The sequence below is a fragment of the Microcoleus vaginatus HSN003 genome (assembly GCF_022701255.1).
Classification (GTDB): domain Bacteria; phylum Cyanobacteriota; class Cyanobacteriia; order Cyanobacteriales; family Microcoleaceae; genus Microcoleus; species Microcoleus vaginatus_B.
The window spans coordinates 412122-428907 of the sequence record NZ_CP031705.1 but is presented as its reverse complement, the minus strand read 5'-3'; the positions used below and the strand labels follow the sequence as shown (position 1 = coordinate 428907).

16 protein-coding genes are annotated in these 16786 nt (G+C 44.1%); 9 read left to right on the top strand and 7 right to left on the bottom strand.

Features of this window, described 5'->3' with window-relative positions; translation table 11 throughout:
- Positions 1-141 precede the first annotated feature (141 nt).
- The 3 genes from D0A37_RS01835 to D0A37_RS01825 all read left to right on the top strand — a co-directional run bounded on the left by D0A37_RS01835 (position 142) and on the right by D0A37_RS01825 (position 2940).
- Positions 142-936: an HAD family hydrolase gene (locus tag D0A37_RS01835; RefSeq protein WP_242725302.1), complete on the top strand. Its 795-nt coding sequence runs from the start codon at positions 142-144 to the stop codon at positions 934-936.
- A 424-nt stretch (positions 937-1360) separates the two neighbouring features.
- Positions 1361-2578, top strand: coding sequence for a DNA double-strand break repair nuclease NurA (locus D0A37_RS01830; RefSeq protein WP_242720426.1), 1218 nt, complete (start codon positions 1361-1363; stop codon positions 2576-2578).
- Positions 2579-2721: 143 nt separating this feature from the next.
- Positions 2722-2940, top strand: a complete 219-nt coding sequence (locus D0A37_RS01825; protein ID WP_242720424.1) for a hypothetical protein — start codon at positions 2722-2724, stop codon at positions 2938-2940.
- 291 nt (positions 2941-3231) lie between these two features.
- On the opposite strand, the gene D0A37_RS01820 is transcribed toward D0A37_RS01825, so the two are convergent.
- The gene (locus D0A37_RS01820; RefSeq protein ID WP_242720422.1) at positions 3232-5280 is read right to left on the bottom strand and encodes an ABC transporter ATP-binding protein; all 2049 of its coding nucleotides are present in this window, start codon (positions 5278-5280) and stop codon (positions 3232-3234) included.
- Positions 5281-5725: 445 nt separating this feature from the next.
- Here D0A37_RS01820 and D0A37_RS01815 point away from each other — a divergent pair, with 445 nt between their 5' ends.
- Together D0A37_RS01815 and D0A37_RS01810 are read left to right on the top strand one after the other, a co-directional pair.
- Positions 5726-6238 carry a GNAT family N-acetyltransferase gene (locus tag D0A37_RS01815; protein ID WP_242720420.1) on the top strand — a complete coding sequence of 171 codons (513 nt, stop codon included), beginning with the start codon at positions 5726-5728 and terminating at the stop codon, positions 6236-6238.
- A gap of 79 nt (positions 6239-6317) precedes the next feature.
- Complete coding sequence (locus D0A37_RS01810) at positions 6318-6839, top strand: GNAT family N-acetyltransferase (protein WP_242720418.1); 522 nt, start codon at positions 6318-6320, stop codon at positions 6837-6839.
- Positions 6840-6909: 70 nt separating this feature from the next.
- Here the strand turns inward: D0A37_RS01810 and D0A37_RS01805 are convergent, their stop codons facing one another.
- The gene (locus tag D0A37_RS01805) at positions 6910-8229 is read right to left on the bottom strand and encodes a tetratricopeptide repeat protein (RefSeq protein ID WP_242720416.1); all 1320 of its coding nucleotides are present in this window, start codon (positions 8227-8229) and stop codon (positions 6910-6912) included.
- A 21-nt stretch (positions 8230-8250) separates the two neighbouring features.
- Between D0A37_RS01805 and D0A37_RS01800 the strand changes: the two genes are divergently transcribed.
- The 4 genes from D0A37_RS01800 to hisC all read left to right on the top strand — a co-directional run bounded on the left by D0A37_RS01800 (position 8251) and on the right by hisC (position 12409).
- Positions 8251-9534, top strand: coding sequence for an esterase-like activity of phytase family protein (locus D0A37_RS01800; protein ID WP_242720414.1), 1284 nt, complete (start codon positions 8251-8253; stop codon positions 9532-9534).
- A 190-nt stretch (positions 9535-9724) separates the two neighbouring features.
- Positions 9725-10579 carry an alpha/beta fold hydrolase gene (locus D0A37_RS01795; protein ID WP_242720412.1) on the top strand — a complete coding sequence of 285 codons (855 nt, stop codon included), beginning with the start codon at positions 9725-9727 and terminating at the stop codon, positions 10577-10579.
- Positions 10576-11289, top strand: coding sequence for a glycerophosphodiester phosphodiesterase (locus D0A37_RS01790; protein ID WP_242720410.1), 714 nt, complete (start codon positions 10576-10578; stop codon positions 11287-11289). Before D0A37_RS01795 ends, D0A37_RS01790 begins: the two co-directional genes overlap by 4 nt.
- A gap of 73 nt (positions 11290-11362) precedes the next feature.
- Positions 11363-12409, top strand: a complete 1047-nt coding sequence (gene hisC / locus D0A37_RS01785; protein ID WP_242720408.1) for a histidinol-phosphate transaminase — start codon at positions 11363-11365, stop codon at positions 12407-12409.
- An 89-nt stretch (positions 12410-12498) separates the two neighbouring features.
- Here hisC and D0A37_RS01780 read toward each other — a convergent pair whose 3' ends face one another.
- The 5 genes from D0A37_RS01780 to D0A37_RS01760 all read right to left on the bottom strand — a co-directional run bounded on the left by D0A37_RS01780 (position 12499) and on the right by D0A37_RS01760 (position 16606).
- The gene (locus tag D0A37_RS01780; RefSeq protein WP_242720406.1) at positions 12499-12966 is read right to left on the bottom strand and encodes a type II toxin-antitoxin system VapC family toxin; all 468 of its coding nucleotides are present in this window, start codon (positions 12964-12966) and stop codon (positions 12499-12501) included.
- Positions 12960-13265 (bottom strand): antitoxin family protein, encoded by a 306-nt coding sequence (locus D0A37_RS01775; protein WP_242720404.1) that lies wholly within the window; start codon positions 13263-13265, stop codon positions 12960-12962. The genes D0A37_RS01780 and D0A37_RS01775 overlap by 7 nt, the downstream gene beginning before the upstream one ends.
- Before the next feature lie 46 nt (positions 13266-13311).
- A complete protein-coding gene (locus tag D0A37_RS01770) occupies positions 13312-14112 on the bottom strand; it encodes a class I SAM-dependent methyltransferase (RefSeq protein ID WP_242720402.1) in 801 nt (266 codons plus the stop codon).
- A 143-nt stretch (positions 14113-14255) separates the two neighbouring features.
- Positions 14256-15896, bottom strand: a complete 1641-nt coding sequence (locus D0A37_RS01765) for a 2-isopropylmalate synthase (protein WP_242720399.1) — start codon at positions 15894-15896, stop codon at positions 14256-14258.
- 188 nt (positions 15897-16084) lie between these two features.
- Complete coding sequence (locus D0A37_RS01760; protein WP_006633075.1) at positions 16085-16606, bottom strand: LabA-like NYN domain-containing protein; 522 nt, start codon at positions 16604-16606, stop codon at positions 16085-16087.
- Positions 16607-16786: the final 180 nt, after the last annotated feature.

Genomic DNA, 16786 nt, shown 5'->3' with positions numbered 1-16786 from the left:
GCCCCCGTCTTTATCCTGGTACAACCAAAAAATAGTATCCGATAACAAGTCCTGGTATTCCTCAGTAAGGTCGCTTTCTTCAATTCTTCAATTCTTCAATCCAAAATCCAAAATCCAAAATCTAAAATCTAAAATCGATTGATGGCTAATAATTTTCCGACAATTCTTGCTCTTGATTTTGACGGTGTGATTTGTGACGGACTAATCGAATATTTCCAAACCGCTTGGCGTGCCTACTGTCAAATCTGGAAACCAGTCGAAACAGTGCCCGATCCAGATTTAGCTTTGAGTTTTTACCGAGTGCGGCCCGCCATCGAAACCGGTTGGGAAATGCCGCTGCTGATCCGCGCCCTACTGACAGGAATTTCCCCAGAGCAAATTTTGCTAGAGTGGCCCAATATAGTACCGTATTTGTTGACCGAAAATAATTTAAAAGCGCAGTCTGTCGGTGCTATGTTAGACGGATTGCGCGATAATTGGATTGCTGAGGATTTATCGGGGTGGCTGTCTTTGCACCGCTTTTATCCAGGGGTGGCCGAGCGCTTGCACTCGTTGCAGGAGAGTTCGGTGAAAGTGGCGATCGTCACTACAAAGGAAGGGCGTTTTGTGCGGGAACTGTTGCAGCTAGCAGGCGTACAAATGCCGTCGGAGTTAATTTTTGGCAAGGAATACAACAAGCCTAAACACCAAATCTTGCGGGAATTTTTGGCTGCATCTGGCAAAGATTCGACTATTTGGTTTGTGGAAGATCGGTTAAAAACTTTGCTGTCGGTGAAGCAGCAGCCGGATTTATCTCAGGTGAGGTTATTTTTGGCTGATTGGGGTTACAATACTTTGCCCGAACGGGAATCTGTGGCTCAAAATCCACCAGTTCAATTGCTTTCTCTGTCCCAGTTTGCCGAAGATTTTGCCGATTGGCTGCCGCTCGAATGTTGATGTTAGAGTTGTTGGCAGGGGGAATTTTTTTCACTTTTCAGAGGCAAAAAAATTCCACAATTTTACATCTTTTTTGTTGACTTTTGAGGCGCTGGCATGGTATTTTAATATAATGGGATGGTTGCAAAAGTATTATTTATCCAACCATCCCATTATAAGATATATAATAACAGGAATTCCCGACACAAGCAAGGATCTAGATAAAAAAAATTGATTTTTTTATATTGATTTTTTTTATACAGTCTTGGAGGTACTATTGACCTGAGAAACCGATTTTTTTACAGTTTCTGCGGGCGGCCACGAAAGATTTTAGTTTATCACACCCGGTTGATGACAAAAAAAGCAAGCTTCGGAATCCAAAATTTGAAAAGTGTGTTGATAATTTCTCAGCTTGAAAGCTTTCTAATATTGAGACTTAAAACCAATGCTCGATTTAACTAAAGCAGCCAAGGCAATGCAGGGAATGAGCCAACATTTGAATGTGGAAGCTCAGGCGGCTCGCCAGCGTTTGGAAGTGGCTCAGAATTTGCTGTTGAAGGCGGCAGGCGAACAGGAAAAATTGGTGGAATTGCAAGAGAATTGGCGCGATCGCACTTTATTTAATGCTGCCACCCCGATCGAGCCATTGTCCGAGCGCACCTACATCACCGCACCCCCCGCAGCTCACACAGTCTTTGCCACAGACGGCTCGCAAATTTCCCCCAACCATCACGAAATAGCCTACTGTTACCTGCTAAACGTCGGCACAGTCATGCTGCACTACGGACAAAGCCGCCACCCAGTTTTAGACAGCGTACCCGAGGTTTTCTACAAACCCGAAGACTTGTACGGTTCGCGACAGTGGGGAATTAGAACCGAAGAATGGATGGGATACCGGCGAGCAGTTTCCGAAGCAATTGCCTTAGCAGAAATGGGCTGCAATTGGGCAAAAGTTAACGACAATAAATTGCCCGCGCCAGCTTTAGCAATGGTAGACGGTTCCCTGATTTATTGGTTTTTGGAACAGTTACCCAGCGAAGCGCGCGATCAAATTTTGCTGCCAATTTTAGAAGCTTGGGACAAGTTGCGTTTAGCAGGAATTCCGCTGTTAGGATACTTAAGCGCTTCTCGCAGCAGCGAAAGCTTATCTTTTTTACGGTTTGAAGCTTGCACCCACGAAGTACCAGACTGCATGACAAATTGCCCGAACGTCGGATTTGCCGCCACAATTTCTTTCGCCGAAAAAGCACCTTGTCAAGAATTTGAACCTTTGCGCGATGCCATATTGTGGGCAACAATCCTGTCACCCGGACAAAGAAGCCCTTTGTGGAAATCCCAAGCTCGAATTTTAGATTTGTACGGTCTTAATTCCGTCTATTTCTGTTACGTTCACGTTGGCACAGAAATTGCTAGAATAGAAGTGCCGGAATGGGTAGCACAAGATACAGCACAGCTAGATTTAGCATTAGGAATGATGCTGGCTCAAGTACACAAAGGCGGCGGCTATCCGGTGACGCTAGCAGAAGCTCATAATCAAGCGGTAGTCACGGGGGGCGATCGAAGTCGCTTTTTCGCTTTGTTAGAGCAGCAAATGATTAAAGCCGGCTTAAAAAATGTCGGAATTTCTTATAAGGAAACACGGAAGCGCGGCAGTATTGCTTAAAGTAATAAGTAGAGTAGTCTTGAACCAGAAACCGGGTATTTACCGAAATACTGCATTTGAACCTTTAACCCCGATAAAAAACCCGGTTTCTATGGTATTGATACGTAATTTATGTAGACTTTAAATAGAGTTAAAAATGTTATATGCCAATAGAACTAATTATCTTAATTGCTTCGTTACTTGTATCTTGGCTAGTCTTTAATTGGGCGTTTAAAGTGTTGAAAGCCAGCATTGGGACAGCGATTGGTTTAGCGGCAATTGTTCTGGCGATGCAGCTATTGTTTGGCATCGGGCCCAACCAGTTGTTTCAACATATAATTCACCTGCCGGAAACCCTGGGGAAAATGATTTCGGGCAAGTGAGCCGATTTGAGATTTCAAATTTGAGATTTGAGATTTCAAATTCTTTTAGATACCCGACTTCTTGAAGAAGTCGGGTATCTGCGTATTCGGATAATTGGCCATCTGATCGATAATTCATCCGTGTATCTGTGTAAAAATCCGTGTCGTGCTTTCCTTCCTATACTCACATCTTGCACCATTCTCAAGAACAGGCTTTCCGGCCTGTTCCACAAAGAGTGAATTGTCTTGTGGAACAGGCCGGAAAGCCTGTTCATAAAAAGCTTATTGAGAAGGGTGCAACATCTCAGTATATTAACTTCCCAGCATTTGCAACTTGTACAAACTGGCATACAAACCTTCTAGCTGCAACAATTCTTCGTGGCTGCCAGACTCTACTAACTGCCCGCGTTTGAGCACTAAAATACGATCGACATTTCGGATAGTCGAGAGCCTGTGGGCAATAATTATCGCTGTTCTGTCCGCCATCAAACGCTCTAGAGCTTCTTGAATTAAAGCTTCCGTCCCTACATCCAAACTAGCAGTTGCCTCGTCTAGAACTAAGATACTGGGATTGCGAATGGCGGCGCGAGCAAACGCTAATAATTGCTTTTGTCCCCCCGAAAGATTCGTCCCCCGTTCCCGCAATTGCGTGTCATAACCTTGAGGCAACTGTTCGATTAAACGGGCAACATTTGTCTTTTCTGCTGCTGCTTGAATTTCCTCAATCGAGTAACTTTCTCCCAGGCTGATATTGCTCTTCACGTCACCAGCAAATAGAAAGCCATCTTGGATAATTACCCCTATATGTCTGCGTAACTCTGCTTGAGGCAAATCCCGAATATCGACATGATTAACCAGAATCCGTCCTCGGCTAGGTTCGTAAAGGCGACACAGGAGACGAATAATCGAACTTTTGCCCGCACCGGTGGGGCCGACTAATGCTACTTTTTCGCCGGATTTGATGGTGAAATTGAGGTTTTGCAGGACATATTCGTCTTTTTTGTAAGCAAACCACACGTTGTCAAATTGGATTTCTCCCGATTCAGAATTCTGCGATTTGGCATTTTCTCCTCCCCGAAGCTTCGGGGGGTTGGGGGGTAATTTGGGATTGTTAGGCAATAAACGATATTCTGAACTTGCTCCATTTTGATGATTATCTGCCAATTCTCGATCGAACGGAGACAAGTTGTAAGCAGTTGCCTCTGGATGTCCAGTTATCAACAATGGTGAATAACCTGCCCTTCTTCCTTCTTCCCTCTTCCCTCTTCCTTCTTCCCTCTTCCCTCTTCCTTCTTCCTTCTTCGCGCTGGTTGGATCTTTAATTTCGATCGGTTCGTTGAGGATATCGCTAATCCGTTCGACGGCGGTAAATCCTGCTTGAATTGCAGTAAATTTCTCGGCAAATTGCCGCAGCGGATCGAAGAGACGCTGAGCAAATAAAATGAATGCAGACAGAGTACCGAAGTTAAGATTACCGGCTAAAACTCTTTGGCCGCCCATCCACAAAACCCCGCCGATCGCCACTAAAGCAATCCATTCTAATGTCGCAGATACGGCTGAGTCGTAAAATATAGTTTTGTCAACTGCTTTAATGTAGCGTTTATTGGTGACGCGAAACAATTGTGAGTTGAATCTTTCGCGGCGGAATAGCTGCACTACACCAATACCCGTCAGGTTTTCTTGCAGTTGGGCGTTGAGTTCGGAAAGTTCTTCTCTGGTATTGTAATTTGCTATGCGATATTGGTACTGGAAATAAATTATGACTGCGGTAATTGGTATCATCATCAGCACCAACATTAAAGCTAGTTGCCACTGCATGGTAAACATGAAAATGGCAATTACTAAAATTGAAAATAAATCGCTGACAATGCCGATCGCCCCTGAAGAGAAAACCTCTCCCAAAGCTTCTACATCGCTGGTGAGGCGAGTCATCAATTTACCGACAGGAGTGCGATCGAAAAATCTTACTGCTAGCGATGTGACGTGGGCGAACAAATCATTTCTAATATCTGTAGTAATTATTTGCCCTACTTTCGTGACTAAATAGCCTTGAAGTGATTGCAGTGCTAATCTAAGTGTTATAGTTAGCATCAGCAAAATAGCCAAAATATTCAATGCACCAGATAGAGGCACTCCCCGCAAGAATTCGTAGGTAGGTTCCGAGCGAATTACCGAAATTGCCTGTCCGATGAGAATCGGTTGAATTGCTCCTGAGACTGCTAGCGGTACTAATAGTGCGATCGAAATAATCAGCAAGCGTTTGCTGCGGGTTGCGTAAGATGCCAACCTCAGAAATAACCGCCAGTCTGTTTCCTGGCCGGATTTGTTTTTGGTGTCTGCTACTGGTGAGGAAATTGTCATCCGATTTTCGATTTTCGATTTTAGATTTTAGATTGCAGAAGCTATTATGCTGCTAAATTTGGGGACTTTGGCTGAGGATATGGAGCTTTTTTTCGCTGCGCGGCTTGTAGGGCGGGTTGGCGATATCAGTTCGCTCAGCTTTGAGCAAAAAAGCTGTACAATATATCCAACTAATAATTGTAGCAAATAGAGTCAGTCAAAGTAGGAAATCTTCTACAGCTCTAGCAAATTATCCAACCATACAGCGCTCAGTCACGCATATTTATTAGAATTGCGGATACCCGCTACTTGCCACTTTATGCCTTTAGACATAGAGTTTTCCACGGCTTTTATTTGCTGGGTCAAATGCTGGGTTTTCAAAATGCAGTTCACTGCATTGAAGAAATTGATTTTACCTTTCACCGTCGCCCCAATGAAAGTGTATTAGACTTTTTTGGTATAACTTATGCAAGAAATAGAGACAGCCCGATTGTATCTGAGACAATTTACGCCAAATGACTTAGATGAGCTGTACCGCATCTACAGCGATTCAGAAGTGATGAAGTATTTGAGCGAAGGCGTCAGAAATAGAGAAGAAACAGCAGCAGATTTATTTCAGATAATCGCTGATTGGGAAAAACACGCTTTCGGTTTGTGGGCTGTTGTCAATAAAGAAAATAACCAATTGATCGGCGACGGGGGGCTTCGCTTCTTACGCGAAACATCTGAAGTAGAAGTCGGTTACGTGTTAGCAAAAGCGTATTGGGGGAAAGGTTTAGCATCGGAAGTTGCAGCGGCCAGCATCAAGTATGGATTTGAAGTATTGAATTTAGAAAAAATTATCGCAGTTGCAGATGCCGAAAACATCGCCTCGCGGCGGGTAATGGAAAAAATGGGGATGAAATACCAGCATAACTTTGACAATCGCGCTCGCCATCGAGTATATTATTCGATCGCAAGACTCTCATACTTTACCTAGAAGGAAATCCCACCACAATGTTGGTAGCAAGACTTATCAAAACTCGTATCATAATCTAGTGGTAAAAATTATATTAATCATGCAAAAGATAGAGACAGCCCGATTGTATCTGAGACAATTTACGCCAGACGACTTAGACGATCTTTCCCGCATCTATAGCGATCCGGAAATCATGAAATACCTCACAGGAGTTAGAAGTAGAGAAGCAACAGAAATCGCCATTCATACCATGCTCAAACGTTGGGAAGAAAATAACTTTGGAATGTGGGCGGTAGTGCATAAAATAGACCGTAAAATGATTGGTCGCTGCGGACTGGGTTTTCTGGACAAAACACCGGAAGTTGAGCTGGGCTATGCACTAGACAAAGTTTATTGGAATCAAGGATTGGCGACAGAAGCATCTTTGGCTAGTCTAAATTATGGATTTAAAATATTACAGCTTGATAGAATAGTTGCGATCGCCCGCCCAGAAAATATCGCCTCGCAGCGGGTGATACAGAAAGTTGGCATGAAATATGAAAAAAATGCTCATTACTACGAAACAGATGTAGTATATTATTCCCTCTCGCGAGAAAGTTACCAATCAAAAGTAGTTTTGTAGGGTGCGCTAGGCGCACCTTACTGCATTTAAATTCCTCGCATCGCCAATTGGCATTATTGCCTGCTGACAACTACGAAGTCCTTTGCAATTGCTTGTTAACTTTTTGAATTTTCTTAGCAAAATACTCTTGTCTGTGTCCCAATCTTTTAGCCACGTCCAACCCTTTTTGATAGGATTCCAAAGCTTTATCGTAAGCCTTCATCTCTTGATAAACTTGACCAATATTGTCATAAGTATTCATCAATCCGTAGAAATTGTAAGCCCGCTCTTCTAACAGCAACTGCATTTGATAAATCCGCAAAGTCGGCTCCCATTGCTTTTGCGATCGATAAAGTAAAGCTAATTTATCCAAAGCTTCGCTAGCTTGGGCATACTGTTGAATGGGAACGGCTAAATTGTAGGCTTCCTGATAGTATTGAGCTGCTAAATTGATTTGACCTATGGTTTGGTAATCACTGGCGATCGCAATTTTGAGCGCTGGTATAGCACTCGGGTTTTGTAAGTTAAGATACACCGATCCTAGTTTTTCCCTGGCTGCGATCGCCTTTAGGGGTTGTTTCGACTGCTGGTAAACGTAAGCTAACTGTCTCAGAGCATCTACCTCTGTTGGAGGAGTTACAGGCTGTGGTGGCGCGCCGTTTCCCGCAACTACAGCAGAATTTTGCACAGCAGAATTAGCAGCAAATAAAGCGCGGTTTTCCTGAATTAAAGTTGCCAATTCCTCATACACCGGAGCCGCTTTATCGTAACTCAACCAATTGATGTGAATTAGCCCGATCGCCTTCAAAATCTGACCTTGAGCCAATATATCTTGGTTTTGGCGCGCATTTTCGAGAATTTCTTGGTAAACTTCTACAGTTGGGCCTTTAGCGCGCACCTGCTGAAAAGCCGCAGCCAAGGCGGGGAGCAACTCTTGAGATTTGACTTCTTTTTGAATTGCTTGCAACCGTTTAGTAATAAGCTGTAGTTCCAGGTTTTTACCGTTACTCCAAGCAACACTTCCCACCCGACTCAAAGCAGCAATTTCCGCCGCCGGGCCCAGATACCTCCGCAGCCGCAATTCTCGGAACCAAATTTCAAAAGCACCAGCGCCGTCTCCAGCTTCCAGTTTAGCCGCTGCTTCTAAGTTTAACTGCTCCAAAGCCGCTGTCAGTTCGTCCCGCTGAGTGCTGCTCAAAGATTCGTTAGCGGGAGCTAGGGGATCGGGTGTGGTAATTTCTAGAGGATTAGGAGAAAATTGATCGAGGCCTGGTGGATTAGTTTGGGCGCTAGCAATAGAACCAGCACACAGCCACAAGAAAAGCAAGCACCCAATTGGCACAGAACTTCTCATTCTCAAAATTTGGTTGCCGCGATTCGGCATCTCTTCTGGAAACATCAAGTTTTGCATATCTACAAAACGGTATAAATTATGTCACAAAGATGGCACAAAAGCAAACTGTTCAACAAGAGCAACAAAATAAAAGTCACCGCACTGAGCAATTATTGGGATTTAAAGACGCTGGGCGATCCTCTTCGAGGGCTTCGCCAACGTATTTTACGCTTATTTAGTCTAGCCCTTATTCTCTTAACTGTTTGCACAGCTTGCGCCCCCCCTCCCGCAGTTGCAAAAGACCGCTCTTTTCCAGAAATGTCCTTGGACTTTTTGGGCGAGTACCAATTGCCAAAAATGAATTTTGAAGGAGCACCAGTCGGCGGTTTATCAGGAATTACCTACGACCCCAAAGGTATTAGCGCCGTCACTTCCAAAGCTTATCGCTTTTACGCTCTTTCCGACGACCCCAGCGAAAACGGAGAAGCGAGATTTTACAGTCTCAGACTCGACCTCACATCAAGCGATCCAGCAAATATTCGCCTGAAAAAAGTTACCGTTGAAGGCGTTACATCCCTCAAAAAAGCAGAGGGTGAAACATTCTCTTGGGGTTCCATCAATCCCGAAGGCATCGCCCTTTCTCCCCGCAACTCAGTATTTGTCGCCAGCGAAGGTGTTACTCATGTTGGCATCCCTCCTTTCCTCGGAGAATTTGACATCAAAACCGGGAAATTGCGGGGAAATTTACCGATACCCAAGCGCTATATTCCCGATGCCAGCGATGAAAAACAGAAGCAAGGAGTGGTGGACAATTTAGGTTTTGAATCTTTAACCATCGACCCAGAAACCTTTAGTCCGGGCGGTCTTGATCCGTTTCGTTTGTTCGCAGCTACGGAAGCGCCGTTAATGCAAGATTTAGACCCCGAACAGGCAAGCAAACTCCGTCTTTTACATTATGTCATCGTCGATAAAACACCGCAATTAGTCTCAGAAAATCTTTACACACTAGACCAAGTTCCCATGACTATTTTGAACGGTTTAACAGAATTAGTAACAATCGGCGGCGGTCAGATTCTGAGTTTAGAACGTTCTTTTGGGCTGTCGGGATACAGCGCTAGGATTTATCAAGTAGCCGTTGGGGCGGCTACAGATACTTCGAGAATCCAGAGTTTCAAAGGGCGAACTGCAATGATAGAACCTGTTAGGAAAAAGTTGCTGCTAGACTTGAGCCAACTCGGAATTCCGCTATATAATTTAGAGGGAATGACCCTCGGGCCACGCTTGCCAGACGGCAGCCAGAGTGTAGTTTTGGTCAGCGATGACAATTTCGATGAAGCACAGAAAACTCAGTTTATTTTGTTGAGTTTAAAAAGGAAAAATTAGGTCAGAAGGGCGGGTTAGAAGCCCACCCCACAAGAAGACTTAGTATGTGTGAAATCCGTCGCAAATTCTGTTGAGGAAAACAGTCCAATCAACTTCATTTTTTGTGGAACAGGCATCTTGCCTGTTCATAAAAATAGTATAAATAAGGTTAAATTTCCTCAAATTTATCCAACTAAAAAACCCCCTAATCATGCCAAGACGCAACAGCTTGCACTTGCCAGAAATCAAACTGTCTTACCTAGAATGGCAGCCCAAGACAGGGCTAGAAAAAGTTCCGCGTTTGCTGTTGTTACACGGTTTAGCAGATAGTGCGTGTGTCTGGAGTAGCTTGGGCGATTATTGGTCGAACCGCTATCATATTGTAGCGCCCGATATGCGCGGTCACGGAGAAAGTAGCAAACCTAAAACAGGCTATACTTTTGAAAGTGCGATCGCAGATTTAGAAGCTTTGATGGCACATCTCAACTGGCCTGACGCACACATTTTAGGACATTCTTGGACGGGAAAACTAGCAGCGATTTGGGCGAGGCAAAACCCCGATCGCTTTTGCAGTATGATTTTAGTAGACCCCATCTTCATCACCAAACTGCCCGCCGCGATGAAACTCACCCTACCAATTGTTTACCGAAAATTAGACTGTCTCAAATGTGTGGGCCCGTTTGCGACTTTAGCCCAAGCAGAAGCAGCAGCCAAACAATCGGGAGAATATGCAGATTGGAGTGATGTGCAGCAAATGGTATTCCAACACCAAATCGAACAAAAATCAGACGGAAATTGGGGCAGTAAATTTACGATTGCAGCCAGAAATCAGATATTTGCGGAAGTGATGAAAGTTGCCGGTTTAACGGAAAATATTGATATCCCGACTTTGTTTGTACAGCCGGAAAAAGGCGTAAATCGCATGGCTTGGCAAATGCAGCCATACCATAGATACTTAAAAAATCTTACCGTTGCAAAAGTACCGGGGAATCACTGGTCTTTTTTGACTCAACCAGAAACTTTTAATCAAACTGTGGCAGAGTTTTTAGAGGGTACAAGACAGTGAATGTAGAAATTATCGCACATCGGGGATTTTCGGCGAGATCCCCCGAGAATACTTTAGCAGCTTTTGAACGGGCGATCGCCCGTGGAGCTCATTCGATCGAATTTGACATCCAGCTATCCGCCGACAACGTACCAGTGATTTTTCACGACGCCACATTAGATAGAATCACTGGAGTTTCTGGCCAAGTTAGGGAAACAACCCTGTCTGAATTGCAGACACTTAATGCGGGAAAATGGTTTAGCGATGAATTTTCACAACAAAAAATTCCTACTTTAAAAGAATCATTAACCATACTCAAAAATGTTGACAAATTTCTTTACTTTGATGTGAAACCTCACTGCGAGTGGTCTGACGCAGATGTCGCGGCTTTTGTCAATACTTTGAAGGGCGAAGAAATCCAACACAAATGCGTTATTACCTCCTTTAAAGCTGGATTTCTGGAACAAGTGCGGCGGCTATCTGGCGATTTGGCGATCGGGCATATTGTTGCTAATCTAGAAGCGTACAAAACTCAATTAGCTCAAGCTGTAACGCATCACGATAATTTGATTAGCAGCCAGTATCGCGTGTTGCTGGACAACCCCGCACTAATTCAAGAAAGCCGGAGTCAGGGAGTTGACATTGTGGCCTGGACGGTGGACGATCGAGCAGATATGCAAAAGTTAATTGATTTGGGTATAACGCGGATCGTCACTAATTGTTTGATATAATTTGTTTAACTTGATATCTTGCACCATTATCAAGAACGGGCAAGATGCCCGTTCCACAAAACTCAATTAATAGATGAATTACTTTCGCACAAGCATCCACGAAATGTCTGGCTATGTGCCGGGGGAACAGCCACCGCTAGGCACAAAAATTATTAAATTAAATTCTAATGAAAATCCCTATCCGCCTTCTCCGAAAGCCTTAAACGTGCTTCAGGAAATAGACGGAGAAATGCTGCGGCGCTATCCAGATCCAACTGGCAAAAGTTTTCGCATCGCTGCTAGTAAAGTTTTTGGAGTTGCTGACGATTGGATTGTTGTAGGTAACGGCAGCGACGATTTATTAAACTTGATAGTTCGCGCGGTGGGGGAATCAGGTAAACAGATTGTTTGTCCTGCGCCTACCTACGTCTTGTACCGCACTTTGGCACAAATTCAAGATGCAGAATTTGTGGAAGTTCCTTATCCAGATGACTACAAGTTACCAGTCGATTTGCTAATAGCAGCCAGAGGGGCAGTGACCTTTGTAGCCTCACCCAATAGTCCATCGGGAACAGCCATATCTGTTGCAGATTTGGAGAAACTGGCTAAAGAGTTATCGGGCATTCTTGTTATCGATGAAGCTTATGTAGATTTCGCCGAAGACAATGCTTTGAACTTGACAAAAAAGTACAGTAATGTTATAGTTTTGAGGACGCTTTCAAAAGGTTATTCCCTAGCAGGATTGAGGCTGGGTTTTGCCATAGCAAATCCGGCGCTGCTGGCAGAATTAAATAAAATTAAAGACAGCTATAATGTGGACGCTTTAGCCTATGCAGTGGCGGCGGGTGCGATCGCAGATCAAGACCACAAAATAGCCAACGCGGAAAAGATTAAGGCTTCCAGAGTAAAACTAGCCGTTAGCTTCAAGGAATTAGGGTTTGACGTTTGGCCCTCGCAAACCAACTTTTTGTTAGTGCGACCACCAAACGGCGATGCAGAAAGAATTTATCAAACACTGAAAGTACGGGGAATATTGATTCGATACTTCAATCAGCCGCGATTAGAAGACAAATTGCGGATTAGTGTAGGTACAGAGGAACAGAATCAAATATTACTTAAAACTTTGAAAGAAATCCTATAAATAACGATCGCACTAAAAGTAGTTTCTAGTAATGACTTTAGTTCTCTGATTTTTATGAGGACTTGAATTCCTGACTACACACAGCTTGATTACGGATAATTATTAGGATTATCAATCGCCAACCCTTCTGAATGAGCAATATTCAGCAATCGATTGTCCGCCGAAACAAAAATTAGTTGAGTATCTGGCACGGAAACGAGAGTAGATTGAACGCGCAAAGCTGACGCTAATTGCAGAGAATCATAAGCCCGCAGCGGGTTTTGTATCACCAGTGCGCCCGCTGTTTCTATCAAAGTGCGATCGACTTCAAGAACTTCATACTGGTTGTCAAAATCCGTGCGAAAATCTCCCATAAGTTGGTCAACCTCATCGACAGATAGAGTACCCTCTCGTTGACGGCGTGAAAAAGCGCTGCATACCTCCACCCAAGTAATTTGAGAAATCGCGAGAAAGTTACCTGCTGCAGGAACAGTAATTGATTGAATCCAATTACTTCCCAATTCAGGCACATACCGTTTAACCAAAGCGCTGGTGTCTAAGAAATAGGCATTTACCACGGGCCACGATCCTCAATAACGATTTCAGAAAGAGGTTTTCCCACTCTTCCCTTTAGTTTTTCAAACAGTTCGCGCCGCTTTTGTTCTGCGGCTGCATCTAGCTTAAACTGTTTTGTTGGCAAACCCATCAATTTTTGTACATCCATCAACTTAATCGCCTTTTCGCGATCGCCCTTGACTTCTTCCTGCGAAACTTCCGCTACAATTGTGATTTGCACAGTTTCCCCATCATTTAATGACAAAGGACTCAGGGGACGAAAAACCCCGTTTTCGTAGATAGCAGTAATAGTTTCTGGCATAATTACCCTCTTAATTAAATGCTTTGACTTATTGTACTTCTTGTAACTACTTCGTTGCCACCACAGCCAAATTCCAAGCCAAGCGCTTCATCAAAGGCAACTTTTTCAAAAAGCCATCCAACCCTTCTAAACGAGAGTATTCCGGTTTCAATCTCTCTTGTTCAATGATAATCTTTTTCCAATAACGCTCCTCATTCGGATGCACTTTTTCGATTAAATAAAAGCGCAAAAAAATCCAAAGCGATGTCAGCCAAAACGTATCGTAAGCCGTCTCGGAAAACAAAGACTTGACAAAATTCACAATATTAATATCCAAAGGACTTTCATCCTCCGTCCGCACCTCAGTCGCCATCCTGCGGTAAACATTAATCACGGGATTGTGCTTCATCGGGTCCCAAAAACAAGCTTTACCCCCAGGCTTCAGCACGCGGTGCATTTCACGAATTGCCTTTTCAGGTTCCGGCAAATGGTGCAGCAAATTAGAAGCGTAAACAATATCAAAACTATTGTCCGGGAAATCCAGCGCCATTGCATTCACGGTGCAGCCCTCTATTTTGACGCCGTTTTTCTCAGCCAATTTCAGAGCAACTTCTACCATGCCCTGAGAATAGTCCGCAGCCACACAATTCGCACCTTTTTTAGCAAAATAAACGCTATTTTCTCCCGCGCCGCAGCCTAAATCTAACAGGCGTTTGCCTGTAATATCGCCCATTTGCTGGACGATAAATCTATTTTCTGGGGCGGTACAAGCTTCAAAGTAATCATTAACTCGAATGCCGTCAATATCGATTGTAGATGCCCAAGCATCGTGGAATTGTCGCTCTTTTTTTAAAGTTTCGTCTTGCATTTTTCAAGAGTTGGTTATTAGTAAAAAAAAGTAATTTTAAACCGCAGATAAACCCGGAACAACGCAGATAAATTGAGAGTTATCTGCTTCGATCTGGGTTCGTCTGCGGTTTGTTTCAAGAAAAATGGCTGACAAGAAATTTATCAGCGCTGTGCTTCTGCAACAACTTCATTTCTGATCTGAGTTGGCTGTTCCGAGGATTTTTCAGCACTATGCTGCAAGGCCTGATACAGGCGATTTAAAGCGCTGATGTATGCTTCTGCAGACGCTACGATAATGTCGGTATTTGCTGAGTGACCGGAAAATACTTTGCCTTCGTGCCGCAAGCGAATTGTTACTTCGCCGATCGCATCTATGCCTGCTGTCACCGACTGTACAGAAAACTCGATCAACTCGTTCGGTACGTTTACCACCCGGTTAATTGCCCTGTAAATCGCATCCACAGGCCCGGTGCCGATCGCAGCATCGGTCAATTCTTCGCCCGCCGGATTCCGCACAGTGACAGTTGCTGTCGGGCGAGATTTGTCGCCGCAGGAAACTTGCACCAATTCTAACCGGAAAAGTTCCGGTGCTTGGTGCACTTCGTTATTGGCGATCGCCTCTAAATCCCAATCCGTAATCTCTTTTTTCTTGTCCGCTAAATCTTTGAACTTGATAAAAGCCTTATTTAGCTCATCGTCGGCCATTTCAAAACCCAACTCTTTCAAGCGAGTGTGAAATGCGTGGCGGCCGGATAATTTGCCCAAGACGATTTGATTTTCCGTTAAGCCGATCGACTCAGCGTCCATAATCTCGTATGTCAGCTTATTTTTCAGCACCCCGTCTTGGTGAATTCCCGACTCGTGAGCGAAAGCATTTGCCCCCACAATCGCCTTATTTGGCTGCACCAACATCCCCGTCAAATTGGAAACCAAGCGCGAAGTTTTGTAAATTTGGCGCGAGTCAATATTTGTCAGCGGTTCCTCAGAATCCGCAGGCCGGCCCAAGAACGGATTATAATATTGACGCCGCACGTAAAGCGCCATCACCAACTCTTCCAGAGCCGCATTTCCCGCCCGTTCGCCAATCCCGTTAATCGTGCATTCTAACTGTCGGGCGCCATTTTTTACGGCTTCCAAAAAGTTAGCAACAGCCAATCCTAAGTCATTGTGACCGTGCACCGAAATAATGGCGCGATCGATATTCGGCACATTTTCCTTAATTCCCCGAATCAAAGCCCCAAACTCGCTCGGAGTCGTGTAGCCGACAGTATCGGGAATATTAACAGTAGTCGCACCCGCTGCGATCGCCCGTTCTAGAACCTGATACAAAAACTCCGGTTCCGATCGACAAGCATCTTCCGGCGAAAACTCCACATCATCCACAAAAGACTTAGCGTAAGCCACCATTTCCGGCACAATTTCCAGAACCTCAGCCCGCGTCTTTTTCAGCTTATACTCCAAGTGAATATCGGACGTAGCCAGAAACGTATGAATTCGCGAATTTACTGCTGGTTTCAGAGCCTCTGCTGCTGTTTTAATATCCTCCTTTCTCGCCCGTGCTAAACCGCAAATTGTCGGCCCATCTTCCGTGCCAACCGAGCGGGCTATTTTTTGGACTGCCTCGAAATCTCCCGTGCTGGTGAAAGGGAAACCCGCTTCAATCACATCCACGCCCAATCTCGCTAACTGGCGAGCGATCGTCAGCTTTTCGTCCACATTCAAAGATGCACCCGGAGATTGTTCTCCGTCCCGCAAAGTCGTATCGAAAATAATAATCCGGTCTTGACTTGGTTGAGTTTTCATAGCTCTAAAAAAGTGTTTTCCTGATTTTTACTTGTCCGTTTTTCTGGATTTTTAGCCTCCAGTCACCAGTCCCCTGTCTCGCGCCAATAACGAATAATTAATAACCCCTAACCCATAACTACTGACTAATGACTGCTGACTAATGACTAATGACTAATAACTAATGACTAATGACTAATAACTACTGACTAATAATCCATCTTCTCGATATGTTCCCTAATTTCATTTAGGTCTATATACCTATCTGTAGCATTTCGTAACTCTCTAGCAATCATTCCTTCGGTTGATACCACAGTAATATGAGTATTTTTCGATCGTAGCAGCTCGATCGCCCGCTCAAAATCCCCATCCCCGCTAAACAGCACAACTTGGTCGTATTGATCCACAGTATTAAACATATCAACCACAATTTCTATGTCTAAATTAGCCTTTTGAGAATATCTGCCAGAAGCATCGTCGTAATATTCCTTAAGAATTTTAGTGCGAACCGTGTAACCTAGACTGATCAAAGCATCTCGAAATCCCCTTTGATCTTGGGGGTCTTTCAGACCCGTATACCAGAAAGCATTGATCAAGATGACATTCGGCTGCGAAGTTTTGAAATATTCGAGCACCCTGCGAGGATCAAAAAACCAACCGTTCTTTTGTTGAGCGTAGAACATATTGTTCCCGTCCACAAAAATAGAAAGGCGGTTCATTAAGTTTGTCATAGAAACTTAGACCTAATAATTGTAGAAAGAAGTTAATCTAAATATCACATTTTAGCAACATGGAGCTAACTGAGGCAATAGATTAAACTTCAGAAAACTCCATTTCCCCAGTATTTCATATTTTCGGCTCTACCGCCAGAGGGTTCTTTTAAGCCTGCTTGCATTTGAGCGAGGGTTCCT